Genomic DNA, 23,223 nt, shown 5'->3' on the forward strand with positions numbered 1-23,223 from the left:
ATGTTTTTATGAATCTCCTAATGCGCCCCGTCTTTATTCTCCTAGCGCCTGCAGTTGTTCACGCAGCCGTTGAGCTGTTTCGCGGAAGGTTTCCAATTTTTGACGCTCCTTTTCTACAATATGGGAGGGCGCTCGTTGGGCAAAGGGGCCGGCCAGAAGGGCTTCAAGGCGCGCTATTTGCTGTTCTGCTTCAGATAGCTCGGTTTCTAGGCGAGTACGCTCTTCTGCAGGATCAACAAGGTCGGCAAGGGGGATATACACTTCAATTCCACTAACTACCAATGTGATTTCATTTCCCGGTTTTGTATCTCGCTTCTCGAGAATATGGAAATGATCTGACGCAATTCCGGCCAGTGCTGCTAATATTTGCGTCTGTTCCTTCAGCATATCGGCATGCTCACCAGCAACCATTACAGTGGGGATTTTTCTGGCGGGAGGGACTTTTTTCTCCGTACGTACGTTGCGAATGGCACGGACGATCTCTTGTATCAGGCTGAACTCGGCAACTTTTTGCTCCTCCCATTCTTCCGCGGCCTTAGGTTCTGGCCATCTTGCAATAATCAAGGCCTCTGCCCAACCCTCTTTTGGAGCAAATGCCTCGCTTTTAGATTGAGCGGCCTTTTTCAAGTGTCCCCACAGCGCCTCGGTCACGAAGGGTGTGAATGGATGCAGTAACCGTAAACAGGTGTCTAGCACACGTACCAGGGTGTAAGCGGTGTAGAACGCTCGGTCACCCCCCTCTGCCAGCTGGATCTTGGCGATCTCGATATACCAGTCTGCAAATTCGGACCAGAAGAAGTCATAAATTTGACGGCCTGCTTCACCAAATTGGTAGGATTCGAAGAGGCGCTCCACCTCACGTAAAAGATTTTGGAGGCGCGCCCAGATCCAGGAATCGGCGAGGGTCCACTGCGGTGCCCCTTGAGGTGCAAGGGGACACATATCCAGGGCTCCTATTACGAAACGCCCGGCATTCCATACTTTATTGGCAAAATTTCGGTTGGCCTCCACTTTTTTGAGGCTCAGGTTGATATCATTACCAGGGGTAGAGCCTACCAGTAGGGTGAACCGCAGTGCATCTGTGCCCATTTGATTCATGACCTCAAGCGGATCAATCACATTGCCTTTGGTCTTGCTCATTTTCTGGCCGTGTTCGTCACGAATCAGGCCGTGCAAGTAAACGGTATGGAAGGGCTCACGTCCTGTAAATTCCAGGCCAAACATAATCATCCGGGCAACCCAGAAAAAGAGAATGTCATAGCCTGTTTCTAGTACAGATGTGGGGTAGAAGTATTTGTAGTCCGGCGTTTCTTCAGGCCAACCGAGAGTAGAAAACGGCCATAGCCCTGAGGAGAACCAAGTATCCAGGACATCTTCGTCTTGGTGAATCCGCATACTTCCGCAGGTGGCACAATGCGTGGGATCTTCACGGGCTACGGTCATTGCTCCGCAATCATCGCAGTACCAGACCGGGATGCGATGACCCCACCACAACTGGCGACTGATACACCAATCCTGGATGTTTTCCATCCAGTTATAGTAAATCTTAGTAAAACGTTCGGGGATGATACGAATGCGTCCCTCTTGTACTGCCCGCAGAGCCGCCTCGGCCAATGGTTTGATGCGGACAAACCACTGTTCTGAAAGGCGCGGTTCAATGATCTCTCCACCACGTTGAGATCGAGGTACCGTTAAAGTGTAGGGTTCTTCTTTGATTACCAGGCCTGCGGCCCGCATGTCTTCCCAAAGTTTCTTGCGGCATTCAAAGCGATCAAGGCCAGCGTATGGTCCTCCTGCCTCGTTAATACGTGCTTCCTCCGTCATGATATTAATGATTTCAAGATTGTGGCGCAAAGCAATCTGGTAATCGTTAGGATCATGGGCAGGCGTGACTTTCAGAGCACCGGTACCAAATTGGGGATCTACATAGGGATCAGAGATTACCGGGATAAGGCGATTTAAAATAGGCACCCGTACTTTACGCCCCACAAAAGCAGAATAGCGTTCATCCTGGGGATGGACAGCCACTGCGGTGTCGCCCAGGATGGTTTCGGGGCGGGTGGTAGCGACTGGAATATAGGTGTTGGGATCGTCGGCCAGGACGTATTTGAAATAGTAAAGAGTACCGGGTTCCTCCGAATATTCAACTTCCAGATCCGAGACTGCGGTGCGTAAACCCGGCGACCAGTTGATCATGCGTAAACCGCGGTAGATCAGCCCTTTTTCGTAGAGCCGCACAAAGGCTTCGCGCACTGCGCGAGACAACCCTGCGTCAAGGGTGAAGCGCTCACGGCTCCAATCACAGGAGGCGCCTAGTCGGCGAATTTGGCGAGTAATTATATTGCCGTACTTTTCTTTCCAGGCCCAAACTCGCCTTAGGAACTCATCGCGACCTAGTTGTTCGCGGCGAAGTCCCTCCTTGGCCAGTTCACGTTCTACCAGGAGCTGGGTTGCAATACCAGCATGATCGGTTCCAGGTATCCATAAGGTGGGTTCTCCTTTCATTCGGTGGTAGCGGATCATTAAGTCTTCCATTGCGACGAACATTGCGTGGCCAAGATGAAGCTCGCCTGTAACATTGGGCGGGGGAATGCTGATTACAAAGGGTTTATGGGAGGGATCAAAGTTTGGAAGGTTGGGGTCGTTCCAGGGTTTGAAGAAACCTTTTTCCTCCCACCAGGCATAAAGGGGTTCCTCAATTGCAGAAAAATCATAAGTTTTTGGTAGGTTATAGCCAGGCATGTGCACCTCTTGGTATGGGTTTCTCAATGGTCTCAAAAACAAAACCTTTCGTCCTCATGAGGACGAAAGGTTGACTTCCGCGGTACCACCTCATTTCGCTGGAATCTAACCAGCGCACTCCCCCGGACCATCATCCGGTTCTCGCGGTAACGGGCTAACCCGTGCCGGTCTACTCTCCCCAGTGTGGGGATTTCTTCGGCATCGCTACCGGACGACTTCAGCCAGGGCACTCTGGAGAGGCTCTCAGCCACTGACCTCTTTTTCTGTCAGAGGTAGCCTGACTTACTCCTTCCGGCTTTCTCGTGTTAAGTTTGGCCTGATTATACAGAAAAGCATTCCCGATGTCAATTTGAAAGTGTTGGGGGAAATGGATATTGTTTCTTTAGAAGGATTACAACAAAATTGCCTATTGACTTTTGGTTTGATTTCACTATAATTTTATATAGTAAATTCTATTTTCATACAATGAAATATAACATTCTCTCTTGCTCTAAGAGCCCATCCCACGAATTAACCGGTACGGAGTAAAGATGAAAACCTTGCAGCCTCTTCAAAAGATCCTTGAAAGTGGTGTTATCGCCATTATGCGAGCCCCAAGCGCTTCGCAATTATTGGATGCTGCAAAAGCAATTTTAGATGGGGGAATTGATGTAATTGAAGTGACCATGACCACCCCTGGGGCTTTAGAAGTCATAGAGAAAGCAACCACTCAGCTTGGTGAGCAGGTGGTGTTTGGTGCGGGTTCGGTGTTGGATGCTGAAACTGCTCGATTGGCGATTTTAGCGGGAGCACGATTTATCGTTGCTCCAACACTTAACTTAGACACCATCAAACTATGCAAACGATATTCGGTTCCAGTTATTCCAGGCGCTTACACTCCGACTGAAATCCTGGTTGCCTGGGAGGCGGGAGCGGATGTCGTCAAAGTATTTCCAGCCAATATCGGTGGACCTGGGTACATTAAAGCCATTAAGGCACCTTTACCCCAAATTCGTCTTGCGGCAGTTGGTGGAGTGAACCTGGAGAATACGGCCCAATTTTTCCGTGCCGGTGTTGAGATCGTTGGTGTGGGTGCCGAATTAATCAATGCCCAATTGTTGGAATCCCAATCCTTTGAGGAAATTAGGCGTCGGGCAAGGGCTTTTCGTGAGGAAGTAAAAAAAGGACGAGGGTGGTAATGCGATGATTGAGCGGCATGTGACTTTCAAGGTGCTTCCGGGAAAAGAACAAGCGTTTGAACGTCTTTTTATTGAAGAATATCGGTCTGCAATGGCGTTAATGCCTGGATTCATTAGTGTGTCCCTGTTGATGGAGGTTGAAAATCCTCAGAACTATCACATGGTTATTCGCTTTCGCTCCGCTGAAGAGGCAGCCGCTTGGCGCAGTTCGAGTGCCCATCAGTTACTGCAACCCAAGATCAAAGCACTTTATCAGGAGAGCCAGGTACAAGTTTATGAGGTCATCGCATGACCCCCAGACGTGCTCAATCGAATGCAACACCCAATAATCGTTACAACGTCCGAGTTCTGGATCGCGCCATTAACATTTTGCTTGTGTTATCCGATGGTACGCCCCGTACCCTTCAGGAGATCAGCGAAGCTATAGGATTAAGTCCAAGTACAACGTTTCGTCTCCTCGCCACTCTAGGGTGCTACCGACTTGTTCAAAAAGATGCCCTCAATCGCTATTCGCTTGGCTTGACTTGTTTGGAGCTCGCCAGAGCCTATTATGAAAGCAATGATCTGCGTAAGGTTGCGTTACCAGAATTAGAGGCGCTACGGGATGAAGTCAAGGAAACGGTCCACCTTGCCGTCCTGGAAGGAATGGAAGTAGTTTACCTCGAAAAACTTCCGGGTTTACACGCTATCGGCTTAATGGGTTCTCGCGTGGGGGGCCGTGCCCCCTCTCACTGCACTGGTTTGGGAAAGGTGCTGCTGGCTTATTGCAAACCCGAGGAGGTTAAGGCCTTTTTCCTCAAAAACCCACCTCGCGCCTATACTGAGCGAACGATTACAGACCTTTCGGTGCTTGAGCGCGAATTGGAAGAAATTCGCAGGGTGGGATATGCCTTGGATCGGGGCGAGCATGAGGGCGAAGTTCGATGCGTTGCTGCCCCGATTTTTGATATGCGAGGTGAGGTGGTGGCTGCTTTAAGTATCTCGGGACCTGCCGGGCGCATGGAGCCTTTGGAAACCAATTGGACGCTTATCGAAAAGGCGTGCAAAACGGCCCGAACTATTTCGGAGAAGTTGGGTTTCCGTTCCAAATCGTCATAGACCATTATGCAGTGAATTTCTTGAATTCTCAAAAAAGTGAGGCGAAATATGCGAAGGATCATCAACCGACGAGAGTCCCATATTGACCCCCAAATTTTGCAAGGCTTTAAGGAGCTACTTAAAGTTTATAGTCCATCGTGTGTTGTTGCAGATGCTCAAGAGCGTTATGGGGTCATGCATTCGTCTCTTAAGCCCTTAACACGCGAGACCCGTTTTGTCGGTCCTGCTTTAACCGTGCGTCTGGAGCCGGGCAATCAAGTGGATTGCCTGGATGCATTGGCCGTAGCAGAGCCAGGCGATGTGATTGTGGTGGATGCGGCAGGTGAGACGGAAACCTCGGTCTGGGGAGGGTTGATGGCTGGGCTGTGTAAGATGAAGGGGGTTGCAGGAGCGGTGGTAGATGGGGCTATTCGCGATACAGATGAAATTCGAGATCTGGGATTCTATATCTTCTCTAAAGCGGTTGTACCGCGTTCTACGCACTCGCCGTTTTCAGGTCGGCTGGAACCCATAGAGATAAATGTACCGATCCAATGTGGTGGTGTCCTGGTTCGCCCGGGCGATTTGGTTTTGGGGGATGAGATTGGCGTAGTGGTCATTCCATTAGAGAGAGCTGCGGAAACTCTAGAGAGGGCACGCGCTCAGGCAGAAAAAGAGGAACGAACGCGTGAAAGGATTCGTCAGGGGAAGACAGTTGAAGAGTTGCTAGCAGAGTTTGGCCGCTTGTAATTGAAATGTATCAGGAGGATGAAAATGAGCGCGAATAGAAGGCTTCGAGTCGAAAATTTGCAAGCGTTGATGGCTCAGAAGGACTTAAGCGCATTAGTTTGCCGATTGCCCGAGAACGTCGTATACCTCACCGATTACTGGCCGCATCATGGTATCTCGGTAGCAGTTTTGCCGCGAGAAGGAAAGCCTATCCTTTTTGTGCCCGAGGTTGAACAGGAATATACACAATCTGAATGGGCTGAGGTTGTTCCTTTTGGGTGGGGTCTTCTTAAAGATAAAGAGCTTTACGAGAACTATCGTTTGCTCATTGATTCGGTGGTGGCATCGTGGAATTTAAAGGGTAAGAAAGTGGGAGCAGAACTTTCCTTTGAAGTTGTTGCTCCGAGTTATCGGATTGCCGAGCCGGTTGTGCCTTCGGGACCATGGAATACTCTGCTAGGTGAAATTTTTGCGGAGTCGCATCTAGTAGATGCAACGCCAGTATTGCATGAGGTGCGGGCCATAAAGACGGGGTATGAAATCGAAAAACTTCGTATAGCCAATTCAATAGCAGAAAAAGCAATTCAATCAACCCTCAAAGAACTAAAACCAGGAATTACAGAAACCCAAATCGGAGCACTAATCGAATACAAAATCCGCTCCGAAGGGCCAGGATTTCAAGGTGCTAAGCTCGTGCGAGCCGAGGCCGAGGTCGGTGCGGGCCCCGTGGGCAGTACTAAAGGTACCCTTCTTGTTCCTTCAACCACGTACCGCGTTCAGGAGAGGGACTTGGTTATGATTGAACTTGCCACCATGGTTGATGGTTACTTCTCAGACCTAACCTACATGGCAGTCGTTGGGGAACCCTCACCACGCCAAAAAGAGGTGCATAATGCCCTTCTCGAAGCCCAGCAAGCCGCGGCACGAGAACTCTACCCAGGCAATTCTTTCGAAGCCCCAGATCGTGCAGCACGCGAGGTGCTAAAACGAGCAGGCTTAGACACATATTTTGTCCATATTACTGGCCATGGGGTCGGTATGCGCTACCACGAACCCATTCCCTTACTGGCACCAGGTGCCAAAGGAGTTCTGCAAGAGGGAATGGTTTGTAGTGTAGAGCCAGGAATTTATATCCCTGGTTTTGGCGGTCTGCGTATCGAGGACAATGTGTTGGTAGGTGCTAATGGACCAATCTTCCTGTCCACACCACGCCAACCCTGGTGATTTCGCCTAAATCGCAAATATATCTACCGATCAGCTGAAGGGAGGGCCAAATGTGCAAAAGGTTCGTTGATCAAGTTGTCATTGTGACTGGCGGTGCAAAGGGTATTGGCTGGGGAATCGCTAAAGTCTTCAGCCAAGAAGGGGCCAAGGTTGTTGTTGCTGATTGGGACGATGTAAACGGCCCCAAAACGGTCGAGGAACTGCGTCAATCGGGAGGAGAAGCTATCTACGTTAAGTGTGACGTTTCCAATGAAGAGCAAGTCAAAGCAATGGTTGAGGAAACTATCAAGACCTATGGCCGAATTGATGTGCTTGTTAACAATGCAGGCATTGGTGTCTATAAATCGATCCTGGATACGAGCAGCGAAGATTGGGATCGCTGTCTAGATGTGAATCTCAAGGGTGTTTTTCTATGCTCAAAATACGTCATCCCACACATGCTGAAACAGGGGAAGGGCAATATCATCAATATTTCCTCGGTTCACTCTTTCCAAACCGTTAACGGCGTTGCCCCATACGCCGCCTCAAAAGGTGGAATTACAGCACTTACCCGCAACATGGCAATTGATTACGGACCCACAATCCGAGTAAACTCCATCGCCCCTGGATGGGTACTCACCCCCCTGATCCAAAGCATCTTTGACAGTTATCCAGACCCCGAGGCCCAGCGCAAGGCCGTTGAACAGCGCCAGGTTATGAAACGCATTGGTCGCCCCGAAGATATCGGCTATGCAGCCGCTTTCCTGGCCAGTGATGAAGCCAGTTTCATCACTGGAACCCAACTCTTTGTAGACGGTGGATTAACCGCACAACTTGAAACCTGGTAATTAAGGGCCGTATCCATGGAAAAGAACTTTGCCTTCAACATCACCCAAGACGATCTCAGCCGCTTTTCGGGGAAAGGACCGATATTTGTTACTTTTGGAGAAACTCTGATTCGGGAAACTCCAGCAGATTTTCAGCGCCTGGAACGGACCGAAAATGTCTACATCTCCCTGGCAGGCAGTGAATTGACTGTTGCTACTTTACTAGCCCGTTTTGGTGTCCCCTCGGCCTACATTACTCGGGTCCCTGATAACCCATACGGGTGGATGGTACGAGACACAGCCCGAAGTCACGGCATTGACACAGAGTATTTTGTTTGGGCAAACAAGGCTGAACCCATAGGGCGTCTGCTATATGAGATTGGGCGCACTCCACGAAAAAGCGTCGGCTGGTATCAACGGATGTATTCGGCAGCCAGCCGCCTAGGCTCAGGCATGGTCAATTGGAAAAATGCTCTACGGAATTGTGAGCTTTTCCATACATCCGGTATCACATTTGGCCTGGCTTACCACAGTCATTACGAACAGAACTACCTGCTTGATGCTTTTTATGAAGCCATGTCTCACAAACCACCCAGCTGCTGGGTAGGGCTGGACTTTAATTACCGGGCTACTCTGTGGCGAGCCGAGCAATGTCGGGAGGTAATGACCCCATTAATCAGGGAACATGTGGATATTTTGATCACTACAATCGAAGACATGGCCACAGTGTATGGCTTCAGCTGTGGGCAATACTCGCCAGAACAGATTGATAAGGGGGAAATGGGCGAAATCACCGATAACGATCTACGATCTCTGGCATCTCACCTTGGTGAGTATTTTAACGCCAAAATTGTAGCCATTACGATCCGATACCCTGATTCGTTTGAGGAGAATCGCTGGGAGAGCGCCGTAATGGATTCGCAAGGCCATTTCTTCCGCTCTCCAGCGGTTAAATCCATCACTCTATTAGACCGCCTGGGAGGAGGTGATACCTGGAACGGCGGCTTCTACTATGGACTCTTGACGGCTGGGTTTGGGCCCGAAGGGATCCACAAAGGATTGCTAGTTGGAGATGCCGCCACACGCATTAAACAGACCCTGATGTTTGATTTGCCCATTATTACCAAAGCAGAAGTGCAAGATTTGCTGAAAGCCGATGTTGAGGGTGGCGGGAAGAGAGTCTCCCGTTAAGCCCAGACCAACCCACAACCTACCATAAGGAGGAATGAAATGAACCACAAAACCTTCTATCTGGCCCTTGCTCTGGTTCTGATTGCAACCTTGCTCATCGGTTGTGCATCAGCCCAAACCGCGACGCCGGCGGCTTCCACTGGGAGCGAAGGGCAATCCGCTAAGCCCGCAACCTCAAACGAAGAGTACATCTACGTTTCCTGCATGGGCAACTTAGAATTCTTCAATGCCCACAAATATGGATGGAAATGGGCGGGTGAAGTGTTGGGAGTTAAGACCACCTACGTCGGCCCGGCTGAATACGACCTGAATGCCATGGTTGCGGCCTTTGATCAGGCCATCGCGAAGAAACCTGCTGGCATTGTTGTGTTTGCGGTTGAGCCTGTCCTTGAACCTGAGATTAACAAAGCCGTTGACAATGGGATTCCCGTTGTCACTATCTTGGGAGATCTACCCAACTCCAAGCGCCTGGCTTTCGTCGGTTCGCGCCAGTTTGACCTCGGGTATGTGGGTGGCAAGAAACTGGCCGAAGCCCTGGGCGGCAAGGGTAAGGTGGCTATTCTGAGCATCCCGGGGGTGCAAATGTTTGACGACCGCGAGCAGGGTTATCGAGCAGCCTTCGCTGAATATCCCGGCATCGAGGTGGTCCAGGTTGGTGACACCAAAGCCGACACCGTCACGGCAATTAACGTGGCCAAGGATATCTTGCAGCGCCATCCTGATTTGGCTGCCTTCGTGGGTACAGACTCCACTGGCGGGATCGGTGCAGCCACTGCAGTCAAGGAAGCCGGCAAAGTTGGGCAGGTGAAGACCGTGGCCATGGATCGTAATTCAGATGTTTTGCAGGCGATCCAGGATGGCATCCTAACCGGTACAGTGGCGCAGGACGATGCGGCCATGGCATACTGGGCACTTCTGGTTCTCTATAACTACAATCACCACCAGGCTCCTCTCACCATTGACAACGCCAAGGCTGGCGCCCGCACTGGCCCGACCACCGTCTATATGTCAGTCAACTATATTGACAAGAGCAATCTCCAATACTACCTCGAAGCGAATAAGCTTTATCTCCCATAACAAGAGTTAAATCACTCCCTGTGGGTGCGGATATACCCCGCATCCACAGGGAAGAGTTTAAACGATCAATGAGGAGAGAGGTATGGAAGAGGTTTTACGAGCCGAACACCTCTCGAAGCGCTTTCCAGGAGTTTTAGCGGTTGATGATGTCTCCTTCTCGTTGGATAGAGGAGAAATTCTGGCTCTGGTTGGCGAAAACGGCGCTGGAAAGAGTACACTTTCTCTGATGCTGAGCGGGATTCACAAGCCAGATGCTGGAACCATCTTCTTGGAAGGGAAACCTGTGGTTTTCAACGCTCCAGTAGATGCTATCCACGCTGGTATTGCTATCGTTTTCCAGGAACTTTCCCTCGTGGGCAGCCTTTCAGTGGCAGAAAATATCTTCGCCAACCGTCAACCCGCAGGACCAGGCGGGATTATTCGGTGGGATGAATTGCACCGACAAACTAGCGAATTTTTAAGACGCTTCAATCTTCACCTTAACCCACGCCAATTAGTCAAACAACTCTCCATGGGACAGCAACAAATCCTGGAGATTCTGAAGGCTATTTCTATCAATCCAAAAGTGTTAATCCTGGATGAGCCCACTTCATCCTTGACCGAATCGGAGGCTAACTACCTCTTTGAAAACATTCGAAAGCTCCAAAAGCAGGGGATGTCCTTTATTTACATTACTCACAAGCTTTCGGAGGTCTTTCAAATCGCCGACCGGGTCATGGTAATGAGGGATGGAAAACATGTAGGCACTCGCCAAGTGAGCGAGGTCACCGAAAATGATCTAATCGCCATGATGGTAGGACGGCAAATCACCAGCCTATATGGAGATGCAGAGAAAAGTCGCGGGGAAGAGTATTTCCGTGTAGAAGGATTTACTCAACCAGGAGCCTTTGAGGATGTATCCTTTGGGGTAAGGCGAGGGGAAATATTAGGATTTTTTGGTCTAATCGGAGCCGGCAGGAGTGAACTTGCCAGGGCTATCATCGGAATGTATCCCCGGCAATCGGGAAGAATTTTCCTGGAAGAGCAGGAGATCACCATCCGGAATCCCCGAGATGCGATTCGCCATGGTATTGCTTACTTGACAGAGGACCGAAAAGGCGATGGTCTGTTTCTCAGTATGAGCATCCGTGAAAATCTCATTGCTCCATCTTTGCCTTCATTTACAACCCCTCAGGGGCTTCTGGATTTCCGCCGTGTTGAGACCTTTACGGAAAATTTAACACAAGCTTTTGCCATTGTTACCCCGTCTTTAACCAAGAAGGTTTCGAATCTCTCGGGTGGAAACCAGCAGAAATGCTTGATCGCAATGTGGATGGGGATCAATCCACGAGTCATTCTTTTTGATGAACCTACTCGCGGGGTAGATGTTGGTGCACGGGCCGAAATTTACCACAAATTGCGCGAATTAGCCCACACGGGAGTTGGGATAGTAATGATCTCATCTGATCTACCCGAACTCATTGGGATGTGTGATCGTATCATCGTCATGCACCAAGGACGAATCACTGGTGAGCTTGCGCGTGGGGAGTTTTCAGAAGAGCGCATTATGACTTTCGCCGCAGGTCTTCATTCTCAGGTTTCTCTAGAGGTGAACCATGGTTAAAAAGGGATCCTTGATCCTGCGCTCATTTCGCTCAATCACAGGCTTTCGTGAATTTGCGCTGATTATTGTGTTACTCGTATTTGGATTTGTAATGTCATTAACCTCGCCGGTTTTTCTGACCAAGCAAAACATTGAGGCCATTTTGCTTGCCCTCTCGGTTGAAGCAACCATCGCTGTTGGCATGGTAAATCTCTTGATTTCGGGAGGACTTGATCTTTCGGTGGGTTCCACCTTGGCTTTTACTGGGGTCGTCACTGGTCTTGCGCTTAATGCCGGTGTGCCCGTGGTGTTCTCTATTCTGCTTGGTCTGCTAGCGGCCCTTGGAGTAGGATTGGCCAATGGTCTATTGGTAGCCAAGATGCGCATCAATCCATTTATCGTCACCCTGGGCACCAATATGGCAGTACGTGGGTTGCTTCTTGTCCTCGCCCAGGGACGTGCAGTATTAAACCTTCCAGCGGAGTTCACCATCATTGGGCAAGGCCGGTTGTTTGGTATCCAGTATCCCATTTATGTGATGCTGGCCTTGGTCATCATCGGCGATTTCTTATTACGGAACACCCGCTTCTTCCGCCAGAATTACTACATAGGGAGCAACGAAAAAGCCGCTCGCTTTTCGGGGATTAACGTTGATATGGTGAAGGTTATCAACTACTGTATAGTGGCTTTATTGGCAGGGGTGGCTGGATTGATGATCACCGCTCGCTTCGGCTCTGCATCGGTCACGGTAGGGAGCGGCACAGAACTGCGTGTTATTACAGCGACTATTATCGGTGGTGCCAGCCTAAGCGGTGGCGAAGGTTCCGTGCTGGGGGCTTTTCTTGGGGCTCTCTTTATGGGTATCTTAGCGAATGCGTTGAATCTTCTCGGCGTAGATGTGTACTGGCAGAATCTCATAACCGGCCTTATCCTGATTGGGGCTGTGGTTATTGATGTAGTCAACGAGCGACGTAAGAACCAGGCTACGGCTAAAAGTTAAGCCACCCCAGAATTTCATGAGGCTACTGGCGTCCAAATCGAGAAGCAACAAAGCGATTTGGACGCACTTTTATTCTTCGGAGTCTCTTGATATGGAAAGTGCTAAGAATGAAAGACTAATCATCCTTCGAGAATTTACAAGTGGGGTAAAGGCCCTTCTCCCTATTCTTTTGGGGGTCATCCCTTTTGGCTTGACGACGGGAATCGCAGTGACTCAAACCCACATTACCCCCCAAGATGGCTTTATCATGTCCATATTGGTATATTCAGGAGCAGCGCTTTTGGTGGCCCTACAACTCATTCAGGCTAACACACCTGTGGTGGTCACCATTATCAGCGCATTAATGGTCAATCTGCGATTCTTGATGTATAGCATTTCACTATCTCCTTACCTAAAACACTTACCTCAACGATGGCGTGCCCTTTTAGCATACTTGCTCAGCGACCAGGCTTATGCGGTTTCGATCTCAAATTTTGAAAATCATACCGTCCCGCAACGGGGTCACTGGCATTTCTTGGGTGCGGCGTTAACGATGTGGGTTGCCTGGCAAGGAAGCCTTCTGATCGGGATGGTAGTAGGAATAAGCCTCCCTAAGGATTGGTCTCTGGATTTCACCATCCCACTCACGTTTCTTGCGCTGGCTGTGCCAAATATTAGGGATAAAGCCACAGGAACGGCAGCTCTCTCAGCAGGGGTTATGACCGTTTTACTGAACAACATGCCTTACAAGACAGGCACCGTTATCGCCGCTATCGTTGGCATAGGACTAGGAGTGCTTGTTGAGAGGAGCAATAGCATATGACAACATGGGTAATTATGATTGCACTGGGAATAGGTACCTTCTTGATTCGCTATTCGATGATCGGCCTTACTGGAAAAGTCAACCTTCCTAAAGTGGTAGTGAGAGCAATTCGATTCATACCAGCCTCTATGCTTTCTGCAGTAGTAGCGTCACAGATGTTGGCCTATGCCCGCCCCGGATCATTTACATTGGACATTCCATATTTTGGAGCGGCAATAATTGCAGGGGGCGTTGCCTGGAAGACACGGAACGCATTTTTAACCGTGCTGGTGGGAATGATCCTTTTGTGGGTTTTCCGAAATGTATTAGGGTGGTTAGCAGCAGGATGATCACAAGCTTTCGCGTTGGCTTCGTCCTGGTGTTATTTTTGGGATCGCTGTCTCGCCAAAACCACAATATCTAATTACTAATCCGCTAAACTTCAGCAAAAAACGGCAGAAATATATTGACATTATCCTAACTTTCGCTTGAAATAGCGGCAACTTTCAATAGTAATACCAAATCTGGTAGTAAACCTCCTTCGCAACAGCCCTGGGATCAAAGTCACAGAGCTCGCTGAATCTCTAGGGGTATCAGAAGGCACCATTCGCAACGAAAGGACGCATCAAGCGAGTACGCGGAGGAGCAGTTCTGGTTGGGGATGAGACCATAGCGCACAATTCGTCATTTTGGAAACGCTAAGAAAAGAACTCAGCGGCCAAAACGGTAATTGCCCGCAAAGCCGCTGAGTTGGTAATGGACAACGACTCTATACTTCTTGACGCAAGCAGTACTGTATACTATCTGGCACGCGAGATTACCAACCGTAATCGTTTGCTTGTCGTTACTAACGGCATTGAAGTAGCTCAGATTTTAGCCAAGAATCCTTCAAACACGATCATCTTGATAGGGGGAATTGTAGATAGCAACGCCTCATCAGTCACCGGCTTGCTCAGCGAGCAGATAATAAGGGAATTACGGGTTCAAAAAGCATTTGTGTCTTGCAGCGGTTTTAGCCTGGAACGGGGCATGACAGAAGTCCACATTGAGGAGGCCCAATTGAAACGCAAAGCCATACAAACCGCTCAAGAAGTTATTGGTTTGGTGGATTCAAGCAAAATTGGCAAAGAAGATCTGACATCCTTTGCGCAAATCCACCAGATTTCTTATCTGTTCACAGATTCGGGGATTGATCCCGAATGGGTCCGAAGAATCGAGCTAGCCGGGATTAAATTAGTGGTTTGTAAGTAACTGGATTTCTGGGCCTTTGCGCTGGCCCAATCTGACCTCTATCCCAATTTTCACATCCTAATCTAAATGATTCATTTTGGGTTTACCATGGGAGAATTTATTCTTGAACTACGAGATATCGTCAAACGCTTTTCGGATGTAGAAGTTTTGCATAAAGTTTCATTCAACTTGCGCCCCGGTGAAGTTCATGCATTGCTTGGGGAAATAGGTATAAGATGGGGCGCGCTGTTCATAATGGGAATCGCCTCGCTGATTGGGGGGCGAACGCCCTGCCAGAAAATGAATCCGATGAGCGCCAAGACAATTACCCCGACCCCAATCCAGATCAAATTGAATCTCGGTTTTTGCCTGCGCTTCTTTTCGTGTTGTTGCTGTCGCTGTGTCTTGGATGAAGCAAGGTTTCCCTGATGAATGGCACGGATGCCAAAGTTTGCATCCGTGCCATTTAGACTGGTTACTGGATCTTTATATCGAGGTCTTCCTGGAAGTCAAGCCCATCCTTACGGACATGGACTGTCAGCTCCCAGTTTCCGCTCATGCTAAAATCTGCTTTTATGGAATATCTTCCGCCCCCCTGATCGGTGGCAACGCCGCTCATGCCCATGCCGGTCATGTCAATGTGATCCACGGAAACATCCACAGTCGCACCTTCGATGGGGCTGCCATTTGCATCAGTGATGGTGAAAACCAGTTCGACATTACCCATCATGGCGGGGCTGGGTTTGGTTTCCACCTGGATATTCACCAGTTTCTGTTCTGTTGTGCCATCTGCAGCGGGAGCAGCCCCGCCTCCACAAGCTGCTAGCAGAACCGACGCCAAAACGAATATACTAATAAAGAACAACTTACGCATTCTTAACTCTCTCCTTGATTTTGGTTTAGTCAACGATGTTGATCATCAACATCAAGCCGCCCGGCTCGACGTTATCGTTGGTAGTATGATGCAGGATGTGACAGTGCAACATCCATTGCCCGGTCTCTGTGGCGACGAACTCGATGTCGTAGCGTTCACCCGGAGCAACGCTGACCGTGTCCTTGGTCAACTGCGCCGCCTCGGGGACAGGATGCCCATCCGTCGCCACGATCTTGAAGGGTACACCATGCAGATGCATTGGGTGTATGAACTGACCAATGGCAATGAAGCGCAGCCGCACCAGATCACCTTTCTTGACGGTGATGGTTTCGGTGGCAGGGAAGGATTTGCCATTAATCGTGAAGTAATTGGGTTCCATCCCACTCATGGGCATGGCGGCATAGGTCCTACCATCTGTTATACGCCATTCCGAGATCATCAGGGTCTTATCCACAGCGGGGGGATTGGCTAGAGGTTCTTTGGGATCAATAATGAACGGAGCATATAAACCCGCGCCCACCTGCACATCACCTTTATAATGGGAGTGATACATAAAGGTTCCTGCCCGCTTGGCGGTGAATTCATAGGTAAACGTCTCGCCCGGTTCGATGGGGTCCTGAGTGACACCCGGTACGCCATCCATTGCGTTGGGAACTTCGACACCGTGCCAGTGGATCGTGGTTGGATCGGGCAACTCATTCTTGACAATAATGCGGACCTGATCCCCTTCGGTCACGCGGATCATGGGTCCGGGTACGGTTCCGTTGTATGTGAAGGCAGTAACGGTCACACCATCCAGGATTTCCCATTGGACAGCTTTGGTCGTTAGCTCAAAGACCTTGACTCCATCTTCCAGGCGGTATTCCAGAGGCAATCCGCCTTCCGCTTCAGTGGCCGGCTGGACGTTCGGCGCGGTGATTGGCTGCATCATATGAGCCGCTTCAGGATTGTCCATCATCATGCTGCCCGGGGTGGGCGTCCCCTCCGCCATGCCTGAATTGTGATTGTTCATTGGCATGTCCCCATTGGAGGTTGTCGCAGGCGCGCAAGCCGACAATATCAAAGCGAGAGTCGTAATTATAAAAAATAAAATCTTTTTCATTATGGTTCCTCTGCAAAGCTAGAATAGTGCTTCAGTATAATGATTTCCCCTGACCCATCCAGCGCAATTTGACGCGGGGATATATAGGCAACATTGCCTATGTGAATGTCAGACAGATTACTGCTGCCTTGATATCCAATGCCTCTTTGATAGAGGCAACCAGTTTTCTGTCCGCCCGTTGGGATAGGTCACCCGCAATGGAGAAGCGCGTTTGTCCGTCACTTCCATGCAGGATCAGGGTAGCAGGTTCAGCAGTTTCACCATAGACCATCAGAACGACCATCTGGCAGTTACAATCCGCTATACCATGATTGGGGTAGGGGCAATCCTGCTAGATATGTCTCGCAGTGTGCAGATCAAAAGTTTGTAAAGCCCGCAAACCGGCTGGCGATAATTTTTCTTTTTCTTCACCGTCTGCAAAACCTTATCGCAGGGCAAGTCAACAATTAGGTAGGAAGGAAAGTTTGGTCATGGAACGCCTCTTTTATCGGATATTCTCCATTTGTAGGTATGTTCCCATAGAGAGCCGCGTGGCGTATTTATTGATAGGCAGAATCGCCTATCCTGACTCCCTGAGATCACCCCTCCGCCTGCTTGATATATTGTTCGGGCGTTCATTCGAGCAATATTCTGCACGCCTCGGAACAGAAATTAAGTCTCACCCTGATGAATCACTTTGTATGGCGGTTGTTCCGGGTCCACCTTCATTTCGCACACTAGGTCGGTCTCGAATGCCCGACTGGCGGGAATGAACTTTGTCATGCTGAAACTATTCAATTGAACCGCCTGCTATGCCATTGGTGATCCGGTGGATGGCTTCACTCATCTCATGGGCGTTTTCAAATCCATGGACATACCGGCTTTGGGGCTATCTGTTGAGAATTTCCAACGTATTGAGCCGGTAGGGATGGATCACACACTTGCCATTCCCGTTCAACCGATGGACACAGATCCGGCCATTACCGCAAGTTTCAAATCGGTTTCGGTCTTGGTGGAGGAGGAAGAAATTGTCAGGCAAGAGCGGGGAGTTATGACATGAGAAATGACAATAAAATTATTACAAAGGTTCGAGAGGCATTAAGGGGCACGTTGACATCCGGAATCCAGCTTCCAACGATTTCTCCATTGCGTCAATCTCAAAACCTCGAGGTTGAGATTCAAACCTTCCTTCGGGAGCTGGCACTGCTCTCCGCAGAAGGACATTTGATATACGAGGGGGAAGTATCTGAGCAATTGGAACGCCTGATTGGTGAGCAAAGGATAACTAAAGCCACTATGTGGAAAACCCCGTTACTGGAGCGACTCAGAATCAGAGAGCACCTTCAAGCGCTAGGGGTTGAGATTATCTCGCCAAATGCCTCTAAAAATGAACTTGCCAAGTGCGACCTTGGAGTGACAGAGGCTGACTTCCTTTTACCTGAAACGGCGACGGTGGGGTTGCTTGCCTCCCGTGAGAAATCACGCGCTGTTTCCCTACTCCCGCGCATTCATCTGGTAATCGCTCATACTTCCAAATTTCGTGCAGACTTATTTGAGGTACTTACAGAAGCCAAACAATATCATTATTTTGTGCTGATCACAGGACCAAGCCGCACAGCGGATATTGAGCTCACTGTGACTCTTGGCGTGCACGGCCCACAAAAACTAGTTATTTGGCTAATGAAAGATGAAAATTAAATAATCAAGTTGCTCTTGCCTCTTGAGCCCTGTCTTGGGGATAACGGGGTGGGATGGTGTTTAATATCACCTGCAGAATCTCCCTCATTTCATTGGCATTCAAAGGACGAGGCAAGCTCAGTTCAAGCACATTGCCATTGGGAGCCAGTGAGGCTTCTGGTTTCTCTTCTGCGGAAATGATCACAACAGGCAGGTGAGAATACGAGGGGTTTTGCCTTAATGTTGCCAGCCAATCCCAGCCGTGGATATCAGGGAGTTCAAGATCCAACAAGATGGCATCAATAGAGTGCTCCTCAAGGACTTCAAACGCCTTATGGCCGCTTAAAGCGCTAAACAGGCGATAAGGTTGCTCGTTCTTTTCGATTTGTATGGATTGGATTGCCTTGGTAATGAAATGTGCCATGGCGGGGTCATCATCTACCACCAGGATAGAATGTACCTGTGGCTCCAAAGATCGAATTGCATCCACGAGCGTATAACGCGATATCGGTTTCATTAAGTAGGAATGAATTGAGCCAATTTGTGAGTCAACGTGGGGCAGGTGAATCCTGATTACCGGCAATTCGTAAGAAAGTTGCTGAGGGGAGAGCGAGCCCACCTGTGTTGAAAGCAACACCGCTCGTGGATATAGTTTTTCTGTCTGTGGAATAAGCGCATTTAAGTCGGCAACTTCCTGAATGGTATATTCATCAAGAATTTGACGGATTGTCTGCACATGCTCCTGATTAGGGCTCACAAACAAGATAAATTTATTTTCTTGAGCGGGGGGATAGTGAATAGCGGAGAAGGAAAGAGGTTTCTCGGGTGGGATGGTAAGGGGAAGCGTGAAATAAAAACGGCTTCCCTCTCCCAAACGGCTTTCAACACCCATGGTCCCTCCATGTAGTTCAACAAACCGCCTACTGATATATAACCCCAAACCCGTTCCTGAACGACGGCGCCAGTTTTCTTCACCAACCTGCCGAAATTCTGTGAATACCTTGGGCAGATCTTCAGGCGAAATACCCACACCTGTGTCAATGACGTTTATGCGCACTGCGTCATCCAACCTCTCCACCCGAAGCGTAACACCTCCATGATCCGTGAAACGCAGTGCATTGTTGAATAGGTTAAGCAGAACCTGACGTATCCGAGTCGTGTCAATAAAAATAGCCGGCAAATCTGGGGGGATTTCTACCCTTATCCATAAACCTTTCTCGGCAAAAGCGCTGGCTACCATTTGCTGCACTTCGGCGATAATCTGATCCAGGTGAGCCCTCTCTCGAAATAAGGTCATTTGGCGGGCATCAATTTTGCCCATATCCAGAATATCATTTATAAGTCGCATCAGATGTTTGCTGGAGTTGTAAATCTCCTGAACATCATCATATAACCCGGGAGGCCATTGTTCGAGTGGGGCATAGGTTTCAGGGGCATTGACCATCAAATCACTAAAACCGATGATGAAATTGAGCGGGCTGCGCAGTTCATGGCTGACAGCTAGCACAAAATGGTTGCGGGCCTCCCGTGCTTCTTCGGCTTGAGCCCGGGCGAAGGAAAGCATTTCGTTGAGACGTTCCAATTGATAATTAGCATGATTCATTTCTTTCAGGACCCGACTCAGTTCTGCCCGATGCTCGCGTGTCTCTTCAAGCAAGCGGCGCGCTTCTGCATAATGATATGAGGCCGAGTCTAACGCTTCAACCAGGTTATTTAAGAGCGCCCAGCCCAAAATGCTCATAAATGTTCCCCCAAGAACTAATGCCAGCCTGTAGCCATCTGAAATATTGAAAAAACGAGGCAAGAAAATGGCAACGAAAAGGATGCCCAAGTTGGTCGCCAATGTCCCCCCCAACCCCAGAGTTGCGATGGAAATCAGAGGAATGAGCGTGAAAAGTAAGAGAATAGCGGGTTGCCGATACAGGTAAAAGGCAATCAGAATGCTAACCCCAAGCCCTGCCAACCATACCACCTGGGACAGTATGAAATAACGCTCAAGAAGATACAGGCTAAGCCAGATCAGACCCACCATAAAGAGAGATATCACCCATAGACTGGGGTTAAATACTTGCGAGAATCCAAGGGTTGCAATAATGTGCCAGGCAAGATACAAGCCACCTAGCGTATAAACCAGGTTGCGGGCGGTGGATTTCATGAGGTCCATCAAGTCAGAGTCCTTAGACAAGTTTCGCAACCAGGGCATGGTCTGCTCCTACCCAATGATGTTAAGCTGGTAAAGGACATCGAGAAGCGTTCGCTGTAAAATGGGTTTTTTAAGAAAAGCCGCTGCCCCCAACGAGTAAGCAAGATCGGGCTCATCCCACGCTGAACAAACCAGGACCGGGATTTTGCGAGTTAGGGGATCGAGTTGCAATGCTTGAAGTATCTCCCAACCATCTAAGTGGGGCATCATCACATCAAGAATAATAAGGCTGGGTTGAAGATGGCGAGCTGCCTCCAAAGTTTGCTCGGGGTTAGTCACACCAACAACTTCCACACCAACATGGCTAAGATAGCGTTCATACATTCTTAAAGCGGCCGCCTGGTCATCCACAATTAGGATAGTTTGTTGACGGGCAGGGGAAAAAATCAACTTCAATGAAGCGAGTCCTTTTTGCCTGCGAGATGGGTAACTTTCCACTATTTGGACCTGCATACGTTTACCCCAGGTGCTTACATAATCCAGGAAGTCTTTGCCGTCATCTCGACTGGTTTCCCACTGCTCATCGGTCTCAAAATCAATCTGCACGACGGTTTGATCAGCCTGATTATCTACCCACAACTCTAGCCTGGGTCCAGTGCACAGTTGCACGCTGTAATTGATCAGACTCAACAGTATCTGACGCAAGAGCACCCGGTCGGCTTTGATAGGAATGGGATGATCAGGTAACCTAAGATCAAGATAGATTTGCTCGCTTCGTAAGCGCTGAGCCAGAATGCCCTCAAGGCTTCTTAAAAGTCCCACGAGATCAAGTTTCTCGGGATGAAGAACAAATTCGTCTTCGGAAAAGAGAGTCTCTGCCGATCCATTGCGCACTTGGGGCAAGAAATAGCGTTCCCACACTCGCTGACTCAATGCCTGAAGGGCTCGACTATGATCTCGCCGAAACTGACGATCACCAATGTACAGTGCATTGGCTATGTCTCTTGGACTCTCTCCTTGAACATACCGCTTGAAAAGAATCAGATAAGGACGCCACTCTAAGGATTGGGGTTGGGGGTCCTTGTTGGATGGGCGCAGCTGTTCAATTTCGTATAGTATTAATTTTTGGATAGCCTCTGCACGATGCTTTGAAGAACCGGAAGGAAGGGGAAAGTGCTTTGTTAATGGATGAGTCTCAAGAACAGTTAAATCGTAGAGATGAGAGATCAGGTCTTTAAAAAGGGCAGCAAACGTTTCGCGTTCCATGACCGCTGAATGTCCGACTTAAGTCCGCAGAATGATTGTACTTTCGCTCCCCGAGGGATTTAATTGAAGTGTAACCCTTGTTATCCCTGAGGGCAAGGAGGTGGTTTTGTCTGAAGAATTAAAAGCCCTGTCTTGCGAGTTTCGTAAACCCTATTCCGGAATGAAGATAGAAGGAGGAAAGAAATGAAGCGGTTAAGCCTGACCCTTTTGGGTTTGTTGATGATCTTCACGATCGTGCTGAGCGCGTGTGGGACGACCCCAACATCCGCGCCAGCACAGCCAACGGCTCCTCAGGAGGCGTCCCAGCCCACCAATCCGCCCTCACAACCGAGCGGAGGCAAACAACAGGTGGAAGTATTTTCCTGGTGGACCGGCGGTGGTGAGGCGGCTGGTCTAGAAGCGATGATCAAGGTTTTTAAGGCTCAATATCCCGATATCGAGTTCATCAACGCAGCCGTTGCGGGTGGAGCCGGTACCAATGCCCGCGCCGTTCTGGCATCGCGTTTACAAGCGGGCGACCCACCAGATTCCTGGCAAGGACATGCGGGTCAGGAATTAATCGGGACCTATGTCGCTGGTAACCAAATTCAGCCACTGAACGACTTGTATGAATCGGAAGGGTGGCTTGAGGTAATGCCCGAAACCCTTATCCCGCTCATTTCACAAGACGGAAAGATCTACTCTGTGCCTGTCAACATTCACCGGGCCAATGTCCTGTGGTACAACCCCAAAATTTTGAAAGAGAACAACATCAATGTCCCGACCACAATAGATGAGTGGTTTGCCGCTATGGACACGCTCAAGGCGGCAGGTGTCACGCCTCTGGCGCTCGGTGAGCAGTGGACCAAGATGCACCTGCTTGAGACCGTTCTACTCGGCACGCTTGGCCCGGATGCCTACAACGGCTTGTGGAACGGCAAGACCGACTGGGGAAGCCCAGAGGTCAAAGTGGCTCTGCAAAACTTTGCTAAACTTTTGACCTACGCCAATTCCGACTCTGCTTCCCTTTCCTGGCAGGATGCGTCTCAATTGGTTGTCAATGGCGACGCCGCGTTCAACGTCATGGGCGACTGGGCAGAAGGGTATTTCCGTGAGTTAGGGAAGACCCCTCAGGTGGATTACGGCTGGGCGCCGGTACCTGGTACCGCAGGTACCTTCCAATTCCTTTCCGACTCGTTTGTCCTTGCTGCCGGTGCTCCCCATCCCGATGGTGCCATTGCCTGGTTAAAGATTGCGGGCTCCAAGGCAGGGCAGGAAGCGTTCAACCCGGTTAAGGGTTCCATCTGCGCTCGAATTGACTGCGATAAGAGCCTCTTTGGAGAGTACCTCCAGTCAGCAATGAATGACTGGGCAACTAACACAGTCGTTGGATCTCTCACCCATGGTGTGGTGGCTAATGACTCCTGGAAGTCCGAAATTGACACTGCTCTTGGACTTTTTGTCCAGAATGGAGATGTGGACGCTTTCCAGGCTGCTTTAGTCGCTGCGTGCAAGAGCTCCGGTCCCTGCAAATAAGGATTAGCGTAATAATGAGGGGGTGAGGCCTCGTGGAGAGGTCTCGCCCC

At 49.6% G+C, this 23,223-nt stretch carries 22 protein-coding genes and 1 pseudogene; 17 read left to right on the forward strand and 6 right to left on the reverse strand.

The window, feature by feature from the left end; translation table 11 throughout:
- Window positions 1-33: 33 nt before the first annotated feature.
- Window positions 34-2,742 (reverse strand): valine--tRNA ligase, encoded by a 2,709-nt coding sequence (locus tag SE15_RS06375; protein ID WP_054521237.1) that lies wholly within the window; start codon window positions 2,740-2,742, stop codon window positions 34-36.
- A gap of 530 nt (window positions 2,743-3,272) precedes the next feature.
- On the opposite strand from SE15_RS06375, the gene SE15_RS06380 reads away from it, so the two are divergent.
- The 14 genes and pseudogenes from SE15_RS06380 to SE15_RS06440 all read left to right on the forward strand — a co-directional run.
- Entirely contained in the window at window positions 3,273-3,920 is a 648-nt protein-coding gene (locus SE15_RS06380) for a bifunctional 4-hydroxy-2-oxoglutarate aldolase/2-dehydro-3-deoxy-phosphogluconate aldolase (RefSeq protein WP_054521238.1), read from the forward strand.
- Between the two features lie 4 nt (window positions 3,921-3,924).
- Window positions 3,925-4,212: an antibiotic biosynthesis monooxygenase family protein gene (locus tag SE15_RS06385; RefSeq protein ID WP_054521239.1), complete on the forward strand. Its 288-nt coding sequence runs from the start codon at window positions 3,925-3,927 to the stop codon at window positions 4,210-4,212.
- Window positions 4,209-5,018: an IclR family transcriptional regulator gene (locus SE15_RS06390; RefSeq protein ID WP_054521240.1), complete on the forward strand. Its 810-nt coding sequence runs from the start codon at window positions 4,209-4,211 to the stop codon at window positions 5,016-5,018. Before SE15_RS06385 ends, SE15_RS06390 begins: the two co-directional genes overlap by 4 nt.
- A gap of 48 nt (window positions 5,019-5,066) precedes the next feature.
- Window positions 5,067-5,747: an RraA family protein gene (locus SE15_RS06395; RefSeq protein ID WP_054521241.1), complete on the forward strand. Its 681-nt coding sequence runs from the start codon at window positions 5,067-5,069 to the stop codon at window positions 5,745-5,747.
- Between the two features lie 18 nt (window positions 5,748-5,765).
- The gene (locus SE15_RS06400) at window positions 5,766-6,950 is read left to right on the forward strand and encodes a M24 family metallopeptidase (protein WP_083461747.1); all 1,185 of its coding nucleotides are present in this window, start codon (window positions 5,766-5,768) and stop codon (window positions 6,948-6,950) included.
- A 50-nt stretch (window positions 6,951-7,000) separates the two neighbouring features.
- Window positions 7,001-7,777, forward strand: a complete 777-nt coding sequence (locus SE15_RS06405) for an SDR family NAD(P)-dependent oxidoreductase (RefSeq protein ID WP_054521243.1) — start codon at window positions 7,001-7,003, stop codon at window positions 7,775-7,777.
- A 15-nt stretch (window positions 7,778-7,792) separates the two neighbouring features.
- Window positions 7,793-8,947 (forward strand): sugar kinase, encoded by a 1,155-nt coding sequence (locus SE15_RS06410; RefSeq protein WP_054521244.1) that lies wholly within the window; start codon window positions 7,793-7,795, stop codon window positions 8,945-8,947.
- Window positions 8,948-8,986: 39 nt separating this feature from the next.
- Complete coding sequence (locus SE15_RS06415; RefSeq protein ID WP_054521245.1) at window positions 8,987-10,024, forward strand: substrate-binding domain-containing protein; 1,038 nt, start codon at window positions 8,987-8,989, stop codon at window positions 10,022-10,024.
- 82 nt (window positions 10,025-10,106) lie between these two features.
- Complete coding sequence (locus SE15_RS06420; RefSeq protein WP_054521246.1) at window positions 10,107-11,627, forward strand: sugar ABC transporter ATP-binding protein; 1,521 nt, start codon at window positions 10,107-10,109, stop codon at window positions 11,625-11,627.
- Window positions 11,620-12,606, forward strand: a complete 987-nt coding sequence (locus tag SE15_RS06425) for an ABC transporter permease (protein ID WP_054521247.1) — start codon at window positions 11,620-11,622, stop codon at window positions 12,604-12,606. Before SE15_RS06420 ends, SE15_RS06425 begins: the two co-directional genes overlap by 8 nt.
- Before the next feature lie 91 nt (window positions 12,607-12,697).
- Entirely contained in the window at window positions 12,698-13,408 is a 711-nt protein-coding gene (locus SE15_RS06430; protein WP_054521248.1) for an AzlC family ABC transporter permease, read from the forward strand.
- Window positions 13,405-13,737, forward strand: a complete 333-nt coding sequence (locus SE15_RS06435) for an AzlD domain-containing protein (RefSeq protein WP_054521249.1) — start codon at window positions 13,405-13,407, stop codon at window positions 13,735-13,737. The genes SE15_RS06430 and SE15_RS06435 overlap by 4 nt, the downstream gene beginning before the upstream one ends.
- 174 nt (window positions 13,738-13,911) lie before the next feature.
- Window positions 13,912-14,052: a DeoR family transcriptional regulator gene (locus tag SE15_RS14900; RefSeq protein WP_408033393.1), complete on the forward strand. Its 141-nt coding sequence runs from the start codon at window positions 13,912-13,914 to the stop codon at window positions 14,050-14,052.
- 55 nt (window positions 14,053-14,107) lie between these two features.
- Window positions 14,108-14,638 (forward strand): annotated as a pseudogene (locus SE15_RS06440) (DeoR/GlpR family DNA-binding transcription regulator); the annotation flags it as partial.
- A gap of 454 nt (window positions 14,639-15,092) precedes the next feature.
- Here the strand turns inward: SE15_RS06440 and SE15_RS06445 are convergent.
- The 3 genes from SE15_RS06445 to SE15_RS06455 all read right to left on the reverse strand — a co-directional run bounded on the left by SE15_RS06445 (window position 15,093) and on the right by SE15_RS06455 (window position 16,876).
- Window positions 15,093-15,491 (reverse strand): FixH family protein, encoded by a 399-nt coding sequence (locus SE15_RS06445; RefSeq protein WP_054521251.1) that lies wholly within the window; start codon window positions 15,489-15,491, stop codon window positions 15,093-15,095.
- 25 nt (window positions 15,492-15,516) lie between these two features.
- Window positions 15,517-16,593, reverse strand: a complete 1,077-nt coding sequence (locus SE15_RS06450; RefSeq protein ID WP_152965552.1) for a multicopper oxidase family protein — start codon at window positions 16,591-16,593, stop codon at window positions 15,517-15,519.
- A gap of 97 nt (window positions 16,594-16,690) precedes the next feature.
- Window positions 16,691-16,876 carry a hypothetical protein gene (locus tag SE15_RS06455; protein ID WP_054521252.1) on the reverse strand — a complete coding sequence of 62 codons (186 nt, stop codon included), beginning with the start codon at window positions 16,874-16,876 and terminating at the stop codon, window positions 16,691-16,693.
- A 546-nt stretch (window positions 16,877-17,422) separates the two neighbouring features.
- Here SE15_RS06455 and SE15_RS06460 point away from each other — a divergent pair.
- Together SE15_RS06460 and SE15_RS06465 are read left to right on the forward strand one after the other, a co-directional pair.
- Window positions 17,423-17,632 carry a hypothetical protein gene (locus SE15_RS06460; RefSeq protein WP_054521253.1) on the forward strand — a complete coding sequence of 70 codons (210 nt, stop codon included), beginning with the start codon at window positions 17,423-17,425 and terminating at the stop codon, window positions 17,630-17,632.
- The gene (locus tag SE15_RS06465) at window positions 17,629-18,270 is read left to right on the forward strand and encodes a LutC/YkgG family protein (RefSeq protein ID WP_054521254.1); all 642 of its coding nucleotides are present in this window, start codon (window positions 17,629-17,631) and stop codon (window positions 18,268-18,270) included. Before SE15_RS06460 ends, SE15_RS06465 begins: the two co-directional genes overlap by 4 nt.
- A gap of 4 nt (window positions 18,271-18,274) precedes the next feature.
- Here SE15_RS06465 and SE15_RS06470 read toward each other — a convergent pair whose 3' ends face one another.
- Window positions 18,275-20,404 carry an ATP-binding response regulator gene (locus SE15_RS06470; protein WP_160316677.1) on the reverse strand — a complete coding sequence of 710 codons (2,130 nt, stop codon included), beginning with the start codon at window positions 20,402-20,404 and terminating at the stop codon, window positions 18,275-18,277.
- A gap of 57 nt (window positions 20,405-20,461) precedes the next feature.
- Window positions 20,462-21,658: an ATP-binding response regulator gene (locus tag SE15_RS06475; protein ID WP_054521256.1), complete on the reverse strand. Its 1,197-nt coding sequence runs from the start codon at window positions 21,656-21,658 to the stop codon at window positions 20,462-20,464.
- Window positions 21,659-21,841: 183 nt separating this feature from the next.
- On the opposite strand from SE15_RS06475, the gene SE15_RS06480 reads away from it, so the two are divergent.
- Window positions 21,842-23,173 (forward strand): ABC transporter substrate-binding protein, encoded by a 1,332-nt coding sequence (locus SE15_RS06480; RefSeq protein WP_054521257.1) that lies wholly within the window; start codon window positions 21,842-21,844, stop codon window positions 23,171-23,173.
- Window positions 23,174-23,223: the final 50 nt, after the last annotated feature.

The sequence above is a fragment of the Thermanaerothrix daxensis genome, assembly GCF_001306145.1.
GTDB classification, from domain to species: domain Bacteria; phylum Chloroflexota; class Anaerolineae; order Anaerolineales; family Anaerolineaceae; genus Thermanaerothrix; species Thermanaerothrix daxensis.